The 15,897-nt window shown below is 57.2% G+C and carries 24 protein-coding genes; 17 read left to right on the forward strand and 7 right to left on the reverse strand.

The window, feature by feature from the left end; translation table 11 throughout:
* The first annotated feature begins 3 nt into the window (after positions 1–3).
* The 10 genes from ACYJ11_RS06870 (at position 4) to ACYJ11_RS06915 (ending at position 4,591) form a co-directional block, all read left to right on the forward strand.
* Complete coding sequence (locus tag ACYJ11_RS06870) at positions 4–729, forward strand: hypothetical protein (protein ID WP_461647204.1); 726 nt, start codon at positions 4–6, stop codon at positions 727–729.
* Between the two features lie 15 nt (positions 730–744).
* Positions 745–978, forward strand: a complete 234-nt coding sequence (locus ACYJ11_RS06875) for a hypothetical protein (protein ID WP_461647205.1) — start codon at positions 745–747, stop codon at positions 976–978.
* A complete protein-coding gene (locus ACYJ11_RS06880; RefSeq protein ID WP_461647206.1) occupies positions 978–1,508 on the forward strand; it encodes a hypothetical protein in 531 nt (176 codons plus the stop codon). Before ACYJ11_RS06875 ends, ACYJ11_RS06880 begins: the two co-directional genes overlap by 1 nt.
* Positions 1,505–2,131 carry a hypothetical protein gene (locus ACYJ11_RS06885; protein ID WP_461647207.1) on the forward strand — a complete coding sequence of 209 codons (627 nt, stop codon included), beginning with the start codon at positions 1,505–1,507 and terminating at the stop codon, positions 2,129–2,131. Before ACYJ11_RS06880 ends, ACYJ11_RS06885 begins: the two co-directional genes overlap by 4 nt.
* Complete coding sequence (locus ACYJ11_RS06890) at positions 2,132–2,323, forward strand: hypothetical protein (RefSeq protein ID WP_461647208.1); 192 nt, start codon at positions 2,132–2,134, stop codon at positions 2,321–2,323. It begins immediately after the preceding gene.
* Between the two features lie 81 nt (positions 2,324–2,404).
* Positions 2,405–2,761, forward strand: a complete 357-nt coding sequence (locus ACYJ11_RS06895; RefSeq protein ID WP_461647209.1) for a hypothetical protein — start codon at positions 2,405–2,407, stop codon at positions 2,759–2,761.
* Complete coding sequence (locus ACYJ11_RS06900) at positions 2,758–3,150, forward strand: hypothetical protein (RefSeq protein ID WP_461647210.1); 393 nt, start codon at positions 2,758–2,760, stop codon at positions 3,148–3,150. Before ACYJ11_RS06895 ends, ACYJ11_RS06900 begins: the two co-directional genes overlap by 4 nt.
* 1 nt (position 3,151) lies before the next feature.
* Positions 3,152–3,922, forward strand: a complete 771-nt coding sequence (locus ACYJ11_RS06905) for a hypothetical protein (RefSeq protein ID WP_461647211.1) — start codon at positions 3,152–3,154, stop codon at positions 3,920–3,922.
* A complete protein-coding gene (locus ACYJ11_RS06910) occupies positions 3,919–4,167 on the forward strand; it encodes a hypothetical protein (protein ID WP_461647212.1) in 249 nt (82 codons plus the stop codon). Before ACYJ11_RS06905 ends, ACYJ11_RS06910 begins: the two co-directional genes overlap by 4 nt.
* Before the next feature lies 1 nt (position 4,168).
* Complete coding sequence (locus ACYJ11_RS06915; RefSeq protein ID WP_461647213.1) at positions 4,169–4,591, forward strand: hypothetical protein; 423 nt, start codon at positions 4,169–4,171, stop codon at positions 4,589–4,591.
* 89 nt (positions 4,592–4,680) lie between these two features.
* On the opposite strand, the gene ACYJ11_RS06920 is transcribed toward ACYJ11_RS06915, so the two are convergent.
* Together ACYJ11_RS06920 and ACYJ11_RS06925 are read right to left on the reverse strand one after the other, a co-directional pair.
* Entirely contained in the window at positions 4,681–5,475 is a 795-nt protein-coding gene (locus tag ACYJ11_RS06920) for a hypothetical protein (RefSeq protein WP_461647214.1), read from the reverse strand.
* Between the two features lie 114 nt (positions 5,476–5,589).
* Positions 5,590–6,471 carry a DUF6414 family protein gene (locus ACYJ11_RS06925; RefSeq protein WP_461647215.1) on the reverse strand — a complete coding sequence of 294 codons (882 nt, stop codon included), beginning with the start codon at positions 6,469–6,471 and terminating at the stop codon, positions 5,590–5,592.
* A 213-nt stretch (positions 6,472–6,684) separates the two neighbouring features.
* Between ACYJ11_RS06925 and ACYJ11_RS06930 the strand changes: the two genes are divergently transcribed.
* Positions 6,685–6,885 carry a hypothetical protein gene (locus ACYJ11_RS06930; protein ID WP_461647216.1) on the forward strand — a complete coding sequence of 67 codons (201 nt, stop codon included), beginning with the start codon at positions 6,685–6,687 and terminating at the stop codon, positions 6,883–6,885.
* 125 nt (positions 6,886–7,010) lie between these two features.
* Here the strand turns inward: ACYJ11_RS06930 and ACYJ11_RS06935 are convergent, their stop codons facing one another.
* The gene (locus ACYJ11_RS06935; protein ID WP_461647217.1) at positions 7,011–7,739 is read right to left on the reverse strand and encodes a hypothetical protein; all 729 of its coding nucleotides are present in this window, start codon (positions 7,737–7,739) and stop codon (positions 7,011–7,013) included.
* 175 nt (positions 7,740–7,914) lie between these two features.
* On the opposite strand from ACYJ11_RS06935, the gene ACYJ11_RS06940 reads away from it, so the two are divergent.
* Entirely contained in the window at positions 7,915–8,502 is a 588-nt protein-coding gene (locus ACYJ11_RS06940; RefSeq protein WP_461647218.1) for a tyrosine-type recombinase/integrase, read from the forward strand.
* Positions 8,503–8,536: 34 nt separating this feature from the next.
* Here ACYJ11_RS06940 and ACYJ11_RS06945 read toward each other — a convergent pair whose 3' ends face one another.
* Together ACYJ11_RS06945 and ACYJ11_RS06950 are read right to left on the reverse strand one after the other, a co-directional pair.
* Entirely contained in the window at positions 8,537–9,079 is a 543-nt protein-coding gene (locus ACYJ11_RS06945; protein WP_461647219.1) for a hypothetical protein, read from the reverse strand.
* 397 nt (positions 9,080–9,476) lie between these two features.
* Positions 9,477–9,794 carry a MarR family transcriptional regulator gene (locus ACYJ11_RS06950; protein WP_461647220.1) on the reverse strand — a complete coding sequence of 106 codons (318 nt, stop codon included), beginning with the start codon at positions 9,792–9,794 and terminating at the stop codon, positions 9,477–9,479.
* 119 nt (positions 9,795–9,913) lie between these two features.
* Between ACYJ11_RS06950 and ACYJ11_RS06955 the strand changes: the two genes are divergently transcribed.
* The 5 genes from ACYJ11_RS06955 (at position 9,914) to ACYJ11_RS06975 (ending at position 12,125) form a co-directional block, all read left to right on the forward strand.
* Positions 9,914–10,111: a ribbon-helix-helix domain-containing protein gene (locus ACYJ11_RS06955; protein ID WP_058992702.1), complete on the forward strand. Its 198-nt coding sequence runs from the start codon at positions 9,914–9,916 to the stop codon at positions 10,109–10,111.
* 83 nt (positions 10,112–10,194) lie between these two features.
* Positions 10,195–10,551, forward strand: coding sequence for a hypothetical protein (locus tag ACYJ11_RS06960; RefSeq protein ID WP_461647221.1), 357 nt, complete (start codon positions 10,195–10,197; stop codon positions 10,549–10,551).
* On the forward strand, positions 10,548–10,889 hold the full coding sequence (locus tag ACYJ11_RS06965; RefSeq protein ID WP_461647222.1) for a hypothetical protein: 342 nt from the start codon (positions 10,548–10,550) through the stop codon (positions 10,887–10,889). The genes ACYJ11_RS06960 and ACYJ11_RS06965 overlap by 4 nt, the downstream gene beginning before the upstream one ends.
* Positions 10,882–11,100: a DUF7389 domain-containing protein gene (locus ACYJ11_RS06970; protein WP_461647223.1), complete on the forward strand. Its 219-nt coding sequence runs from the start codon at positions 10,882–10,884 to the stop codon at positions 11,098–11,100. Before ACYJ11_RS06965 ends, ACYJ11_RS06970 begins: the two co-directional genes overlap by 8 nt.
* Positions 11,097–12,125 (forward strand): tyrosine-type recombinase/integrase, encoded by a 1,029-nt coding sequence (locus ACYJ11_RS06975; RefSeq protein WP_461647224.1) that lies wholly within the window; start codon positions 11,097–11,099, stop codon positions 12,123–12,125. Before ACYJ11_RS06970 ends, ACYJ11_RS06975 begins: the two co-directional genes overlap by 4 nt.
* Before the next feature lie 288 nt (positions 12,126–12,413).
* Here the strand turns inward: ACYJ11_RS06975 and ACYJ11_RS06980 are convergent, their stop codons facing one another.
* Positions 12,414–14,744, reverse strand: a complete 2,331-nt coding sequence (locus ACYJ11_RS06980) for a methyl-accepting chemotaxis protein (protein ID WP_461647225.1) — start codon at positions 14,742–14,744, stop codon at positions 12,414–12,416.
* On the reverse strand, positions 14,744–15,895 hold the full coding sequence (locus tag ACYJ11_RS06985) for a BMP family lipoprotein (protein WP_461647226.1): 1,152 nt from the start codon (positions 15,893–15,895) through the stop codon (positions 14,744–14,746). The genes ACYJ11_RS06980 and ACYJ11_RS06985 overlap by 1 nt, the downstream gene beginning before the upstream one ends.
* Positions 15,896–15,897 lie beyond the last annotated feature (2 nt).

Consider the following 15,897-nt stretch of genomic DNA (forward strand, 5'->3'; position numbering starts at 1 on the left):
TCGATGGGTCTGGACCAACGCCTACGGAACGCGAAGCGCCAGCCCGGCCACATCGTGCCCGACGAGATGGAAACGTCGGTCAACTCGCAGGGCCAGCGCTCGGAGATCGCGGAGTTCCGCGCCACCACGGCTCATATGCTTCGCACCGGACGGAGCAACCCGCTCAAGCTCGCTATCCCGGCCTACCAGAAGTTCACGAGCAACGCGACGGCCGACGACACCGAGACGTTCGACCTGAACCACTCGATCACTGAGTGCCCGGTTACTCAGGATGCGGTGGTGTGGATCAACGGCGAGTACTACGGCGCTCCCGACGTTATCGACTACGACGCTGACACGGTCGACGTGACCGACTCCGGCACCGAAAACCGCATCCACGTCTACTACATCAGTGACGCGGCGGCGTCCTTCGAGCTTCGGAAGCAGGCGAGCAACGCCAATACTGGGGGCCAGCGGCTCTATTCGGGCAATCTCGGATTGGTTCATCCCAGCCCGCAGATTGAGCAGCCCGAATACATGACGCTCAATCAGACCCGGATGCACCGCTGGGTCGGCACCGACATGACGATCAACGGCTACCTCGACGCGCCGTACACCGTCCGGTGGACCGACAACGACGGCGACGGTACCGAGGCGACGAACGCACTGCTCCACATCCCGGCGCAGATCGGTCAGAGTGAGGTTGCAGGTCTCACTGCGGCCGTGCGTCAGGACATGGGGCGGCAGTAGGAGGCGACCGCTTCTATGGCGGATTTTTCGGCACCGTGGGAGGTACAGAGCGAACCGACAGCCACCGCTACCAGCCTAGACGAGGGCGACACCGTAGCGGCGGCCAACACGCAGACGAACGGGCCGCTGACGGCCCGTGTTGAAAAGAGCAACTGGACCCTTCAGGACCTCGAATTAGTGCTACAAGTCATGAACGTGGTGCTGTTCCTGATAGTGGTCTGGCTGGCAGTCACGGAGGATACAAACTGATGGGACAGAATGCAATGGAGCAGTGGGTATCGGAGCAGGATGACATGGTGATCGAGGAAGACGGTTCGATCACCAACACAGAGACGGGAGCCAACACCCAGAACAACAGCAACAGCGACCTCGACCTGATCGAAGGCGACGGCATCGGCGGCGATAACTCCCTCGACAGCAACGAGGAGGCTGCCGAGCAGTTCGGGGAAGAAGTGGCGACCGGCGAGATCGACGGCCACGCGCCGGATTCCGAAGTGAACGCCGTGTATGGGACTGACGGCGACCCGGTGGCAGTCGCCGCGACCGAAGACGAGATCGAGCAGTCCGAGGCCGTGATGTACACGACGACCGAGCAGGACGGCAATGCACAGATGCCACAGAATCCCGAGGAGGCGGCCCAGCAGATGCGAGCGAGCTATCAGCAGCTACGCAGACGACTACAGGGCCAGCAGACCACCAACAGCGGCCCATCTCCAGCACTGGCGGTCGGTGGCCTCACCATGCTGGGAATCGCGGGCTACTGGGTGCTATACGCATGACTCAGGCGAAAGGGGGTAACATCACGCTTGAGTTGGACGCGCCCCAGACCGTCGAACCCGGACAGGGATTCGAGGTGACGGCGAAGGTCCACAACGGCGGTCTGTACATCAACCCGTGGGAACCCGACCGCTGTACCGGCGAAGCATCGGCTGGCTACATGGTCCGGGTGGACCTCGAAGGGCCGATGGGAGCAACCCGGTCGCAGGGGCCGATGTGCGTTCGAGTGACGAACGTGGGCACTGGCACCGAAGAAGTGACCAAGACCTTCAGCGCCCCTCACGCGCCGGGCGAATACTCTGTCAGTGCCAACGCTGTCCTTCCCGGCTCTGGCACTGAAACCGGCGACGAAACCGAGTACGTCGTAGTCTCCGGCGAGGATACCGCTGAACCGGACCCAGACGACACCGACGACGAGAACGACGACAGTACGCCGTCGTGGCTGCCCTCCCCTGGTGACGGCGACGACGGCGACAACGAGCCGCCGGCCGCGCAGTTCCTCGGGTTGGACATGGGACGTATCAAGCTCTACGGCGGGCTGCTTGGGCTACTGCTGGCGCTGTGGGTGCTGAGTCCGTACGCCAGTCTGGCGGCCGCCGGGGCCGACGCACTGGGGGGCCGGTAGATGATCCCCGAGGCTATCATCTACCAGTCGACGGCCATCATCACAGCAGGAGCGCTGTCTGCGCTCGCCATAGAAGCCCGCTGGACCCGGAATACGACGCTCAAACACGAGCGACAACTGAACGGTACGGAGCATCGGACAGGCTTGGCCGAACTCGTAAACAAGCATCTGAGAGGCAAGAATGAGGACTGAGATCGAAGCCGAGAAGAAGGAACTGAGCGAGCAGGAACTCCAGGAGCAGCGCGATAAGATCGACGGCGAAGGAGGGGCGGCATGATCGTCCCCGAACCAACGGCCAACGACGTGCCGTACAACGACCCAATCACTCGCATCCTCGACCCGGGCGAGCAGTTGACCGTGACCTTCCAGCCGACCAACCAAGTTACCGAGTTCATCCTGCCCGTGCTGGCAATGTCGAAGCACCCCGACAGCAGTTACGAGGCGTGGCTGGATGGGGAGCGGGTGTACGGCCCGGCTCCCGTACCACCTACCGACATTGACGACCTCGCGGCCACGTTCATCCCCGCCCGCCGGTTTTCGTCGAAGATGACCGTCTACCTTCGGAACCTGTCGGAGACGACGACCCGGCGGTACACGGTCCAACCGCTCGGCTGGGAGGTGGCACAGTGACTATCGCAACCAACGGGAAAGTCGAGCGCATCAACGTCGTCCAAGACAGCAACGGCGACGACCAAGCGCCGTCAAACGAGGAGCGACAGAAGCAGATTCAGCAGGCCCTCGGCAACCCCGATGGGGCCACAATCCGCACCTACACGACCGGCGGTACCGCCGTCGAGCAGCTGCCCGATCTCTCCATCCCCGACGGTGTGACCGCGCTCGTCGTCTACCTGCCCGCCAACAGCGGAGACGTATTTCTCGGGGATGCAGACAACCAGTTCATCCCGCTGACCGACGCGGGCCACGTCTTCGAGTGGGAGGGCGCGACCACGGCCGCACTGCACATCAGGACCAACACGGCCGGCGACGGCGTGGGTATCATCTTCGAGGGGGCACAGTAGCATGGCCGGACTCAACGCGGGTTCTGGTGGCGGCTTCAATTACATACAGGCCGCCGAGCCGGCCGACCCGGAAAACGCCGAACTCTGGTTCGATACGGACGGTGGAACCGATGGGCAGGGCGAGGTGAAGGTCTACGACGGGACCGAGTGGGACACGACCGGCTACGTCAGTCACGACCAACTCACGAACGTCTCGCCCGGTGACCACTTCACACCCGGCAGCGGCCTCTCGTTCGCTGGCGGGACGCTCGAACTGCTGCTATCGCAGTATCTTACCATCGACGGGAACGGGAACCTCGGTGTGGCATCCGGCTCTCTCGGGCAAGACCGGCTGGCCTTCGACACGGCCACGCAATCCGAACTGAACGGCCACACTGGCGACACAAGCAACCCGCACAGTGTCGACCACGGGCAACTTAGCGGAGTCGGTTCCGCAGACCACCACAGTCGATACAGCGACGGAGAGGCACAGACCGCCGCAGGCAGCAAAGCGGCAGAGAATACGGTCAATATGTCCGGCTATGGGACACACTCGTTCAGCAACCCCGTCAGTTCATCGGATGCCCATCACTTCCAAGCGGCCGCATGGGTCGACAACGGCGGCCGCTATACCCTACATTCGTTCTTTTGGACTGGTGGCGGATGGGACGGCTACGACGTAAAGAGCAGTGATCTCTCTTGGACAACGACCAACGGAGGCGATACCATCGAACTCTATAACGGTAACTCGCAGGACCTCACGGCCATGTACACCATTTGGGTTCCAAGATGATGCAGACAGCATTCACTCAGATTCCGACGCCAGAGGCACAGACCGTAGCGGTCGCAATGCTGTTTTTCATGGCCGGAATGGCCGTGCCGACCCGCTACGGAATGGAACGGGTCGAAGGGTTCGGGCGGTGGGTAGCCGCGAAACTGCCCTTCAAGCCACGCCCCGGTACAGACGAGGAGACCTCAATGCGCCGGGCCGTGGGACAGGAGCAGACCGACGAGCAGGCAGACAATGGAGGGAATTAACATGAATACTCTCAAAGTCACCGGCTCCGACTCCGGGGCCGGCGCGCACTACACGATTCAGGTGGACGGACAGGTTCAGAAAACGAGCGACGTTGGCGACGCCGACCAAGTGAACGGCGGGACGATCAACGGCAAGATCGGCGGCGGTTCCGACACCTACCAGTTCACTGGGACGGTCGTCTCGGCAGACCTGCCGAGCATTGCAACCCTGTATGTCAACGGCGAGCAGATTGACCCGTCGGCCATCGGCGGCGGTGGCAGTGGCAGCTACTCGCCGCCGACCCAGACGCCGACCCAGCAGCCCCAGCCGACGACGACCCAGCGGCCACAGACCACGACAGTCGGCGGCAGCGGGCCGGACACTCTGGCGTGGGTGGTCGCACTGGGAGCGATAGGTGTGGCCGTCTACATGAGCCAGCAGTGAGCTTCCTGTACTACCCAATACTGGACGCTAGCTCAAATCCCCCTCCCACTACATGACTATGATAGTCGCATATGCCAGCCAATGATTGCCTATGTGAATGGATTGTTTCTATACCGGTACGTCGACTCTGTTTTGTAGTTACGATAATACCGGTGAGCGGCTATTCCAGAAAGTGGGAATAAAAATACACCGACAATTAGCGCCACGGGGAGCGCAAAACGTGTTCCTGCCCTTGCAAACGTTAGCGCGCCGCCAATTGCTAAAGCTAACCCAACCGACAATGCTCCACTAGCAACTTGGCCTTGTAACTGAATATATAGCTGAAGGTTTGCTGGTTTTGGAACTGGAATTAACTTCTTGTCGAACTGAAACAGTAGTATGCCTATCGAGGTAAAATGAAATGCGATACCAATATAAAATACAATATTATGCAATATCCGTCCACTAACAACACCCGAACAATACCAACATATCGCTGAAATAATATAGAAACCGACTCCAATAACTGCGTTAGGAATACATTCCAGCAAACTCCGATATCCTTCCTTATTCTTTATAGCATAACCGTGTCCAATGCATCCTAATACGGAAAGAAGAGCAGTGAGTAAAGATATCACCACTAACCATAAAACAGAGAATGACTCATCAGCTATCTCTATCCCCGGATTCCCATTCGGAACTTGATTGGTGGTTACGTTAGCAACTAATGTCGCGTTTGTTGTATTCTGACTTTGTGACAGATCGATAGCATACTGTGTCGGTTGGTTTGAAAATATACCAATTGGTGCCAGTTCAAGGAATCCAAAGAACGCGAAGCTGGTTGCCCATATAAATACAGACGCAATCAACCATTTGGTTATAAACGTACGCTTTCTGCTATGCATCTTATTTTTGATTATTACCTTGGGGTATTCAGATTTTGGACTGGAGCAGTCAATTCAGTATCCGATCATTCTCTCATTATTACGATCTAAGGTAAAATCATGATGTGTATTCGATCAGAACAAATAGACTGCTATCGGCCTAATCCGGATATCGGGATATGAAAACTTGAATTCAGACTCACTCACATCTCTACCCGCCGCCTCAGATGCCCCATTAGTAATCTGTTTCAGAGCTCTCTTTCTTTCAGCTCTTGCTTCTCTGTCGCTGGCGTCAATCATATCTAATACATCTATAACAAACTCTTCCTCAGCCTCCGAGTAAACATGCTCTACCCTCCCAAGAACCCGATATTCTGTATACTCGCCTGGAAAGTCAGTGGGTTCTTCTTGGAATTCCTCCTTTGAGAGGTTGAATACCAAACTAGCTTCCTCCCCCTCTACATTCAATCTGTAGAGTGGATTAGATGGTGACAACTCTTGCACGAAACTCTGCAAAAAGCCGAATCCTACGTCTTCTGAGGCCCCTTCGATATCAAGCTCAGAGAGTTCTTTAGCATCTTCATGGCCTACATCCTGCATCATCTGGAGAAAAGGCATTGCCTGCTGCAATCGCTCTTGAATCTCGTTCATAGGTGATGAACGAACTTTCCCTTTTGCTTCCACGTAGTCGCCCTCATCTAGATCCTGGCGTGACGAGGGGCCTACCTCCCCTATATAATTGATGGATTCTGAATCGGTCAGAAGAGAGTATATCGTAGCGAATTGACCGACTAAGTTCATGGATTTTTTAAATTCTTGCTCATCTTCATTCTCAGAACTTGTAGAACCCTGTAGTTGTAGAATTTTCTTTATTCCCACCCCTTTGGTACTGCTATCAAGTTCTCTATTCCGTTCTACTATTTCTGTCACTTTCCCATAATTCAGCATCGAATACAAATTCTCGACCTGACTTTTATCGATGTATAGTATCTGAGGTATATCACTCAAGTCATCCATAGCTGAAGCTTGAAAATTAAAATGTATATATTTGTCGGCAAGTCGTCATAGAGTGGCACAAAATTAATTACCACTATCAGTGTGAAATAATGCTATATTCTTGTGTAGCCGTGTCTGCTTCTGTACTGAGAGTCAGATACTTCATCAAAACCAGTAAGCTCTGGCACTGATTCATCATATAGTCTCAAGTTGCTTGCGAACTACTTCATATTCATGAGTGAAACAACGTACAAACCGGGCGAATTCAATATCACCTGCCGGGAGTGCGGAGGCGAGGAATACGATACGCTTGAAGCACAACACTTCCAAAGTGATTCTTGTACAGGTGAGGTATCAAATGTCGAGGAATATCGGAAAAAGCACCCAGACGCGCCTACAAGGACTACGGCATTCAAAGAGAAGGTAGAATCCTAAGCTGGCAACTTTCCTGCATATTACGTCCGGTTCTGCGTGTAGAGTCGGACATCCGATGCCCAAGAGTCACCACATCGACCTAAGTTCGGGCTTGGATTAGAAAGAGCCGGTTTTTAACGACTGAGCTACCTTTCAATGTTAGAGATTTCGTTTTTAATCCCTGCGAGTTGATCAACTACCTCTCCCCTACTCATCTGATTAGTCAACTTACCGTGTGAAAACATGGGAGTGAATTTTCCAGATATAGGAACGGTGTTTCCAAACATATCTCTACATTTACCGTCGATTTTTATTCCTGAGTACTTTAAAAGAACATCATCATGAACTGAGTCTGGATACTCAAGTATATTCTCAGCTTCAATATCGCCTCCATAGCCGTGTTTTAATTGTATGCCTTCATCGAGTACAGTGCCTGCAGAAATGCGGACAGATTCATTTGGCGAGAGATTCGGCAAACTGAAAGTCAGTTCCTGTGATTCATTAATTGGTGACTCTTTTTTTGGGGTTGCGGTCAAGGTTATACTAATATCGTTCGCGGGACCGTTGCCAATATTTTTAATGCCAAACCTGTTGCCCGACGCTGAAACACGATTCGTAGTCAATTGTAGAGCCGGTCTAATCTCTTGTTCGCGAGCCTTTCTTTGTTCTCTGACTGTTGTTCTAGTTGCTGACAGGGAGATCAGTGTTGCTGCTACTAGCCCAAGAGAACCGATAGCTGAAGCGAACTGAGCAGTAAACTCTCCGTTATAAACTTGATAAATGAGGTATAAAATCACAATAACCATAACCCCAACGACAACGTTTTCGACTGTGTTTATTTTCGACATTTTGACTTCAGTTAGTAGTTCTCCCATAAAAATACCCCATGACACCGATTATATTGTGCTCGAGAATCCGGTATTCTAGTGCATCCGTGTCCGGTTCTCCTCTCAGACCCGGACACAATCGGCCCGATTTTTCCGCCTGACACCCCGAAATCACCCCAAGATTCTAGGATATTGACCGCAAAGCAGAATTTACGGACACTGGATGAACTTAGAGAACTACGACGATCAAGACGGGATGAAAGCATGGCTCTCCGAACAAGAAGTTAAGCAGCTACTCGACCAGTTCGACGACACCGAGAAACGGATAGCGGTTTCGCTCGCGGTGCGGTGTGGTCTCCGGTCGGCGGAGGTGTTGGACATCGCCCCCGAGCATGTTGTCGACACCGACGCGGGAACCATGCTCCGAGTGTGGCAGTCCGCCAAGACCGGCGAGTACCGTGAGACGCCGATGCCGCCGAACCTCGCCACTACCATCCGCACTGTTGGTGACGTGCGGGAGGAGCCGACAGACGCGCCTCTCGTGGACGCTACAACGCGGACCCTCCGGCGGTGGATGGACCGCGCTACGAGCAACCTGCTTGACGAGACCGGCGACGACGGTTGGCAGTTCGTCGGGATGCACGACCTTCGGCGGACGTGGGCTACGTCGCTACGGTCTGCCGATGTGGACGCGATGGTGGTCTGCGACTGGGGCGGCTGGGACGATCTACAGACGTTCCTCGACCACTACCGCGGGACGCACACACCTGAGGCACAGCTGCGTGAGCGCCAGAAAGTCGAGTGGCTATAGCCCAAAAAACAAACCACCCGACAGATTGAGAACGCTATTCAGCTAATTGGTATTCAAATTCTACTTCAACAACGTCGTTTGAGAAGTTGGAGGGCGGCACAGCCTCTCCTGCGTCAGAATTGTCAAATATCAATCTATATGTTCCGCTTTCTAAAAATCCGCTTACTTCATCACCTGTGCTATCCAGAGCACTAACATCGGTGAAATATTCGTACCTTTCCTCACCCTTGAATGAGGAATATTCTGATTCAGATAGAACTATTACGTCAATTGCCGGTCCCTCCCGGACTATGAAATCGTACTGCAAGCGGCCGGCCGAATTGAATTCTAGAGTATAATACCACCACTCGTCTTCTTCTATATTTCTCGTATCGGATTCCGAAGCTACCACTCTGCTCAGGTTGCTATTATCTGGGAAGGCGTCCATCGAATCAGGAACACCATCCCCGTCTCGATCGGGTCGTGGAGTCGGTGTATCCTCTTGCTCCTGCTCCTGTTGCCCACCAGAACTACAGCCAGCGAAAGCGATTACAGAACTCGTCCCAGCAAACGTTTTGAGGTAATCTCTTCTTTCCATGCGGGAAAACATACTGTCTTTTGTGATACCATAAATTTAGCTATATTATTCATGGCCTAATGCGGAAAGTGGTTCCCGAATCTATCCAACTGGGTGGTGTGGCATATCGATCTTCAAAAACCTTGCTCGGCGTCGGTCGCGGGCAGTGTTTCACACTGAGCTCGCCTTTTAGATACAGAATTCCCTCACTTGTCAGGTCGTACAAGTCACCACTCACAGGTGCAAGCAAACCGGCATACTGAAGCCACTTACACCGGTCCCGAATATGGCCGGGTGAGAGGTTGAACCCGCGTTCTCGGGAAAGGATACCCGGTGAAGCAAAACCGTTCTCACGAATCCATTCCATGATACGCTCATCTACCTGAATCATCCAAGATGCGGGCTTTCGAGGTGTCATTCACGCCTGCTCGTGGTTCTCGCTTGCGCTGGGTCCATCGTCGGTATGCGACTCAATCTCATCAGGTGCATCCTCGGAAGTATCAATCTCCCCAGCTAAGTACCTCTCTCCTCGTTCCGTGCTTCGATAGACACCATTCCCGAGATTTTTCACAAGACCGTGTTCAGCCAGCTTGTTCAAGCGGTTAGAAACTTGCTGTCGACTCCGTACGATGAAATCCTGCTCGGATAGCTCCTTGGCAGTAGTCGTTTCATTGTCTTCCAGATGTTCCAATATTCTATCATCAAGCAATACCATCCACTCGCCGCTGTATCTCATATTGATAACTAACTAATCGACGGGCTAATATTCCTGTGGATAGCAAATAAACCAGTACTTACCAACTAAGTTAGCTTGCGTAAAATATATTTGCTGTTGGTTAATTAGTTGCTAACGCAATGGCACAGAGAAGCCTGTCAGTATCCATTTCGATGCCGGTAGAGATGGATGAAGACATCCAGAGAGAGGCAGAGAAGCACGATATGGGGTATTCAGAGTACGTTCGCCACGTTATCCGTCAGGCAACGGACTCACCATTTGAGTGCCCAGATGCAGTGCTGTGTAAGGACGAGAATCACGAGAAGGGGGCCGCGTAAATGCCTGGCAGCAATTCCCGAGGCCCCGATTCTTCTGAGGATAGCCGCGACGAAAAGAGTGACGACGACGCGGAGGACGGCCCATGAGCGACGACGCTGACGCCGTCGACGTAGATCCAGAGATGTTTCAGCGCGGTCTCGATGCGCTGGAAGCCGCCGAGTCGTCGCTGGAACAACTTGGTGAGGAGATTCACGAACTCGACACAGGGCTGACCCACAGCGACACCGTGGCCCTGCTGTACGGCCGTGCGAACTCTCTCAACAAGACCGAGATACAGGACGCCTTCGACACGCTCGAAGATGTGCGCTCGAAGCAGACGCGCACTCTCCTCAAGCGTCTGTTGGCCGACCAGTCCGCCGAGTTGAATCTGAAGGAAGCAGACGCATTCTTGGACGAACTCGACCGGATGACCCGACGCTACGGGGAGGGTTCGGCATGAGCCTCGCCGACAACCCGGACCCGGAGGACCTGACCAACGCCGACAAGCCGGCCGTCGTCGATGTCGATGGCGCGGGGAACGTGTACGTCGCTTCGGCGAGGGTCCGCGACACCGGCTGGCTGTGGCTCAAGCAGTGGGACGGGCAAACGTTCAAACTGCCCCCTCACCGCGTGAACGCTGTCCAGAGAATCCGAAAAGAGAGGTACGGCGTAGCCGATAGCAGGGGGACGAAGCCCCAGCGCATCGCCGACGAGGACTGGCGACGGCGAGCGCGGGAGATGACCGCCGAAACCGGTGACGCCGACGGGGCCGCCGAGGCCGTGGTGGGCGATGACTGACGATGCGTTCACTTACACGGTCAAGCTGAAGCGCGGCGACGACACCCAGAAGTGCAAGGTCACCGCGCCGGACATCGAGACGCTGACCGAGCGTGTCGACGCCGTCCGCGAGAAGCTGGGAGAGTGGGCCGGCGACTACCGGGAGATTCAGCCCGACGACGAAACCCGGCTAGCTGACGATCAGAGCGAACTGGGAGAGGTGGGAGCGTGAGCCAGAGCGGCCCACCGGATTTGAGCGTCACCGACGCCGTCAGTCGGTGGCTGGACAAGCGTAGCGGAGAGATGCGGGAAGCCACTATCAGCACCTACCACTACCAGTTGAAGCTGTTCGTCGACTGGTGTGCGGAGAACGACATTCGGCAGTGTTCGGACCTGACTGCGTGGGACCTCGATACCTACGAGACACACAGACGCCAGACGGCGGCACAGGTCACAGTAGCGAAGGAACTCGGCACCCTCCAGCGGTGGCTGGAGTGGGCGGAGGGCGTCGGCTTACTCGAGGACGGTCTGGCCGACGCCGTCGAGCGCCCGCGGATGCCGGATGACCCGAGCGACGACACGAAGCTTGCCCCCGAGGTGGGGACAACACTACTCGCGTCCTATCGTGGTTCCGTCAACCACGCATCCCGCGATCATACGCTATTGGAGCTACTCTGGACTATCGGCGCTCGTGTTGGAGCTATCCGTTCCCTCGATTTGCAGGACTTCGACGCGGAGGGGCAGTACATCCAGTTCGTCCATCGGCCCGATAGCGACACCCCGCTGAAGAAGGGTACCAAGGGCGAGCGTGTCGTTGGTTTGACCGACACTGTAACCGATGTTGTCGCTGAGTACATCGACGAGCATCGGATAGCGATTCAGGACGACTACGGCAGGGTACCGCTCTTTACATCACAACGAGGGCGTCCTGTTGCGAACACACTGCGGACCTGGACCTACGCCGCTACCCAGCCGTGCCACCACCGGCCGTGTCCCCACGGAAAGGAACGGCCCACCTGTCAGTGGACGAGCTACACGTCGTCGTCACAGTGTCCGTCGTCGCGGTCGCCGCATCAGGTTCGGACTGGTGCGATTACATGGATGCGCCATCAGGGCGTCCCTCGTGATGTAGTCAAGGACCGCGCGAACGCTTCTGAGCGGGTTATAGAACAGCACTACGACAAGTCTGACCCCGTCACAGAGATGGAGGAACGGCGGCGTCAGTACACGGAGAATCTTGAGATCGAGGAAGAATGAACCCACCAAACCCAACCGCAGGACAGCAGTACAGCGAGAAACTCACAAAGACTCTGGGCGATCCCATACCTGCGATACCGAAAGCGACCTTTTTGTCGCCTCTACCGCTAACTTTCCAGCGCCCTGTTCTGGCAGTCCCTTACTGCCATCGCTGCTCATACTCGTAGCCACGGTCAGGCATCGCCACCATCTCCGTAGCGAATCTCCGGGCGACACTGCGAAAAGAATCCATCGCGAGATCGCACCGCGCTAGTCGTCAGTCCGATCAGGGGCGAACGCGCGGTGTGTTTATGGCTGACCGTCGGTACCACTGTGGTCGTCCGCGCCGCCGCTGGTGTCGAACTGATCGACGGTCGCGGCCAGCGAGTCGGCACGGTCACGGAGTTCGTCCGCGCTCTGAGCGATTTCAGCGACCGATGCGGACTGTTCCTCGGCGGCCGCCGATACCTGCTCGGCGTCCTCCGTCACGTTCTGACTGATCTCGGACACTCCGTCAACGCGGTGGACAACGCTCTGCGTCGCGTCGGCTTGGTCCTCGGTCGCGTCCGCAATCTCCTGAATACCGTCGTTGGCGTTCTCGATCGCGTCGACGGTATCCTCGATCGCGTCGGCAGCCTCGCGGACAGTCTCGACACCGGTGTCGATGTGGTCGCTGGTCGCGCGGATGTCCGTGACAGTCTCGTCGGTCTCCGTCTGTACGGCGGCGATTTCGGCTTCTATCTCTGCTGCCGCCTGTTTCGTCTCTTCTGCGAGGCTCTTGACCTCGTCGGCGACAACAGCGAAGCCCTCGCCGTCCTTATCGGCGCGGGCGGCCTCGATGTTGGCGTTCAGGGCGAGCATGTTCGTCTGCTCGGCGATATCCGAGATGAAGTCGACGATCTCGCCGATGTCGTCCATGCGCTCCTGCAGCGCGAGGATCTGGTCGACCGCGTCTGCCGACCGGGACTCGATTTCCGCCATGTCGTCAATGGCCGACTCGGCGGCCTCCCGGCCCGTTTCGCCACGGTCGACAGCTTCTCTGGCCGTCTCTGCGACTGTCGTCGACGACGCCGCGACCTCCTCGATGCTCGCCGATAGCTCGTCCATCTCGGCGGCGGCCTCCTCGAGGTCGTCGTGCTGTCTGATAGCGCCGTCCGCGATCTCCTGTATGCGGTCACTGACGGTCTGGCTCGTCGTCTCGATTTCTTCGGCCCCAGTCGCGACCTCGATCGTGGCATTCGCGACTTCATCGGCGAACGCCGCGACTTCGCTGACGGTGGCTTCGAGCCCGTCGAGCATCGCGTTGAACTCGACTGCAACTTCCCGCATCGCCGTCTCCTCCGCGTCCTCGTCGAGTCGCTTCGTGAGGTCACCGTCAGCGATCTCTTGCATCACCGCACTGTACTCGGTGGCGCGCTCCTGCAGGCGCTGGCTGGCTTCCTCTGCCTCTGCCCGTGCGTCCTCCGCTTCCGTACGCAGTTCTTCGGCTTCCGACCGCGCCGCCTTCGCTTCCTCGACTGCCTCCTCCGCTTCCTGAATGCGGTTCTGGAGAGAGATCCGCATATCGTCGAACGTCCCATAGAGGCGGCCGATTTCGTCGGCGCGGTTCGTCGAGAGGTCGACATCGAAGTCGCCGGCCTCGATGCGTTCAGCACGGTCCCGCAACTGCTTCAGCGGATCGACCGTGCGTTTCCCGAGTACGAGGCCGACAGCCGACAACGAAACGAGCGCCAGCAGGACAAGCAGTCCGACCGTCTGTCCGACCGTGTCCCGGACACTGAACGCCTGTGCCGTGTCCAGACTCGTCACCGTGACCCAGTTGGTGGTCGGGACGGGCGCGAACGCGTACACGCGACCATCGGACACCGCTGTCACCGGCGCTGCAGTACCGTTCGCATCGCGGATCGCCGCGAGGCTCCCGCTGTGGGTGTCAGCATCGAACTCGCGGTCGATGTTCAGTACCGTCTCGTCGTTGGTGTTCAGAATCGTGGTTTCCTTCGTCGAATTTGTATCGCTGAGCCGGTCGACCTGACTCTGGATGCGTGTGACGACGACGAGGTGCGAGCCGTCGCGCTTCGGGACCGAGCTAGCGAACGCCATCACGGGTTCGTCGTTGAGGACCGGTGAGCGGTACGATCGACTACTCGACCAGACCTGTGTGTTGTTTCCGGGGCCCTCCGGCACTTCGGCGGCCGTCCACGGCGCGTCAAGTTCGGACAGCGACCGCCCCTCAAGTGGGAGTTCCGTGCTGGCGACCACCTCGCCACGCGTGTCGTTTACGAGATGCATACTGACAACATCGTCAGGCAGTAGCTGGTCCTGCAGCAGGATATACGCCGCAGCGCGCCGGTCGCTCCGGAGCGGTTCACCTTGCGAAATGGATCGTGTGTGCGTGCGCTGCTGTTCAACCCACGAGCCGATAGAGTCTCCCTCCAGCTGACTGGTCTCGGCGAGCTGTTCGGTCGTCTGTTGTTCGACTGCCGTGGATGTCGCCTGAAACGTGAACGCGCCAGCGCCCGCGATGACGAGCAACACGGCGAGGAACGCAACAGCGAACTTCGCAGCGAACCGCTGCCGGACAAACTCGGGGGCGACTCGATCAAGTGCACTCGCCAGTCCATCAAGTGGACCGCCCGCCATCAGGCACCACCCGTGTTAGAGCGCTCAGTGGGTACGACGATGTCGCCGGCGGCGACCTGCTCCCGCGACGTCGACAGCGCCTCCCTGACGTCGTCGGGAATCGCCGGTTCGAGGGAGGTCCCATAGACGATGCCGACGCCGTCACTGTCAAGCCCGAGAGAAACGACCTCACCAGCAGGGAGGTTGTTCGCGACCGTCGCTGTCGCCGCGTCGTAGACTGCGACGTTCACCCGCTTGACCATGCTCGCGAGCACGACGTCCGCGTACCGGGGATTACTCCGGGACTGGTCTGAATCCACTCCGATCGCGTACCGCCCATGGGCCTGCGCGGCCTGGAAGATGCCAACACCTGCGCCACCCGCCGCGTGGTAGACGATGTCCGCTCCATCGTTGTACATCCCGGCTGCGATGTCCCGGGCGCCCTGCACGTCGTCGAAGTTCCCGAGATACTCCGTGAGGACATCAACGTCCGCGTTGGCGTACTCGACGCCGGCTCTGAAGCCGGCTTCGAACTTGTGGATGAGTGGCTGGTCGAGGCCGCCGATAAACCCGACCGTCGTCTCTTCCGGGTTCGTTGCACCCGCACCGAGGTCGACATCCCTGGTCGTGAGCAGCCCAGCGAGGTTTCCGGCCTGAAACGACCCCTCGTGTTCGCGGAACACGTAACTCGCCACGTTGTCTGCATCCACGACAGAGTCGACGATCATGAACTGCTGGTCCGTGTACTCCGATGCAGCCTCAGATAGCCCCTCAGCCTGTAGAAATCCGATACAACAGATCAGGTCGTATGACGGGTTCGTCGAACTCGCCAGCTCGGCCTGTATTTCGCCGAATCCGGCGACACTGGTTGGCTCGTGGTTCGTGTACTCGACCCCGTCATCGAGGCGTGCGCGCTGAATACCGCGGTTCGCAGCATCGTTGAACGAGCGGTCATCGAGCCCGCCCAGCGCGTACACCATTCCGACAGTCGCCGCCGCATCGCTCTCGTCGATGCCGCTGGCGGTCGCTTGCTGGCTCTCGCTGGAACCCTCGTCCCCTGCTCCGCTCCCTCCGAAATTCTCGAAGCGGCTCGCACAGCCAGCGAACGCTGCGGTTGCGGCCGCGCTACCGCTGGCGAGGAGCTGACGTCTTGTGATTTTTTGATCGCGCACGG

The organism is Haloarcula sp. H-GB5 (genome assembly GCF_054850705.1).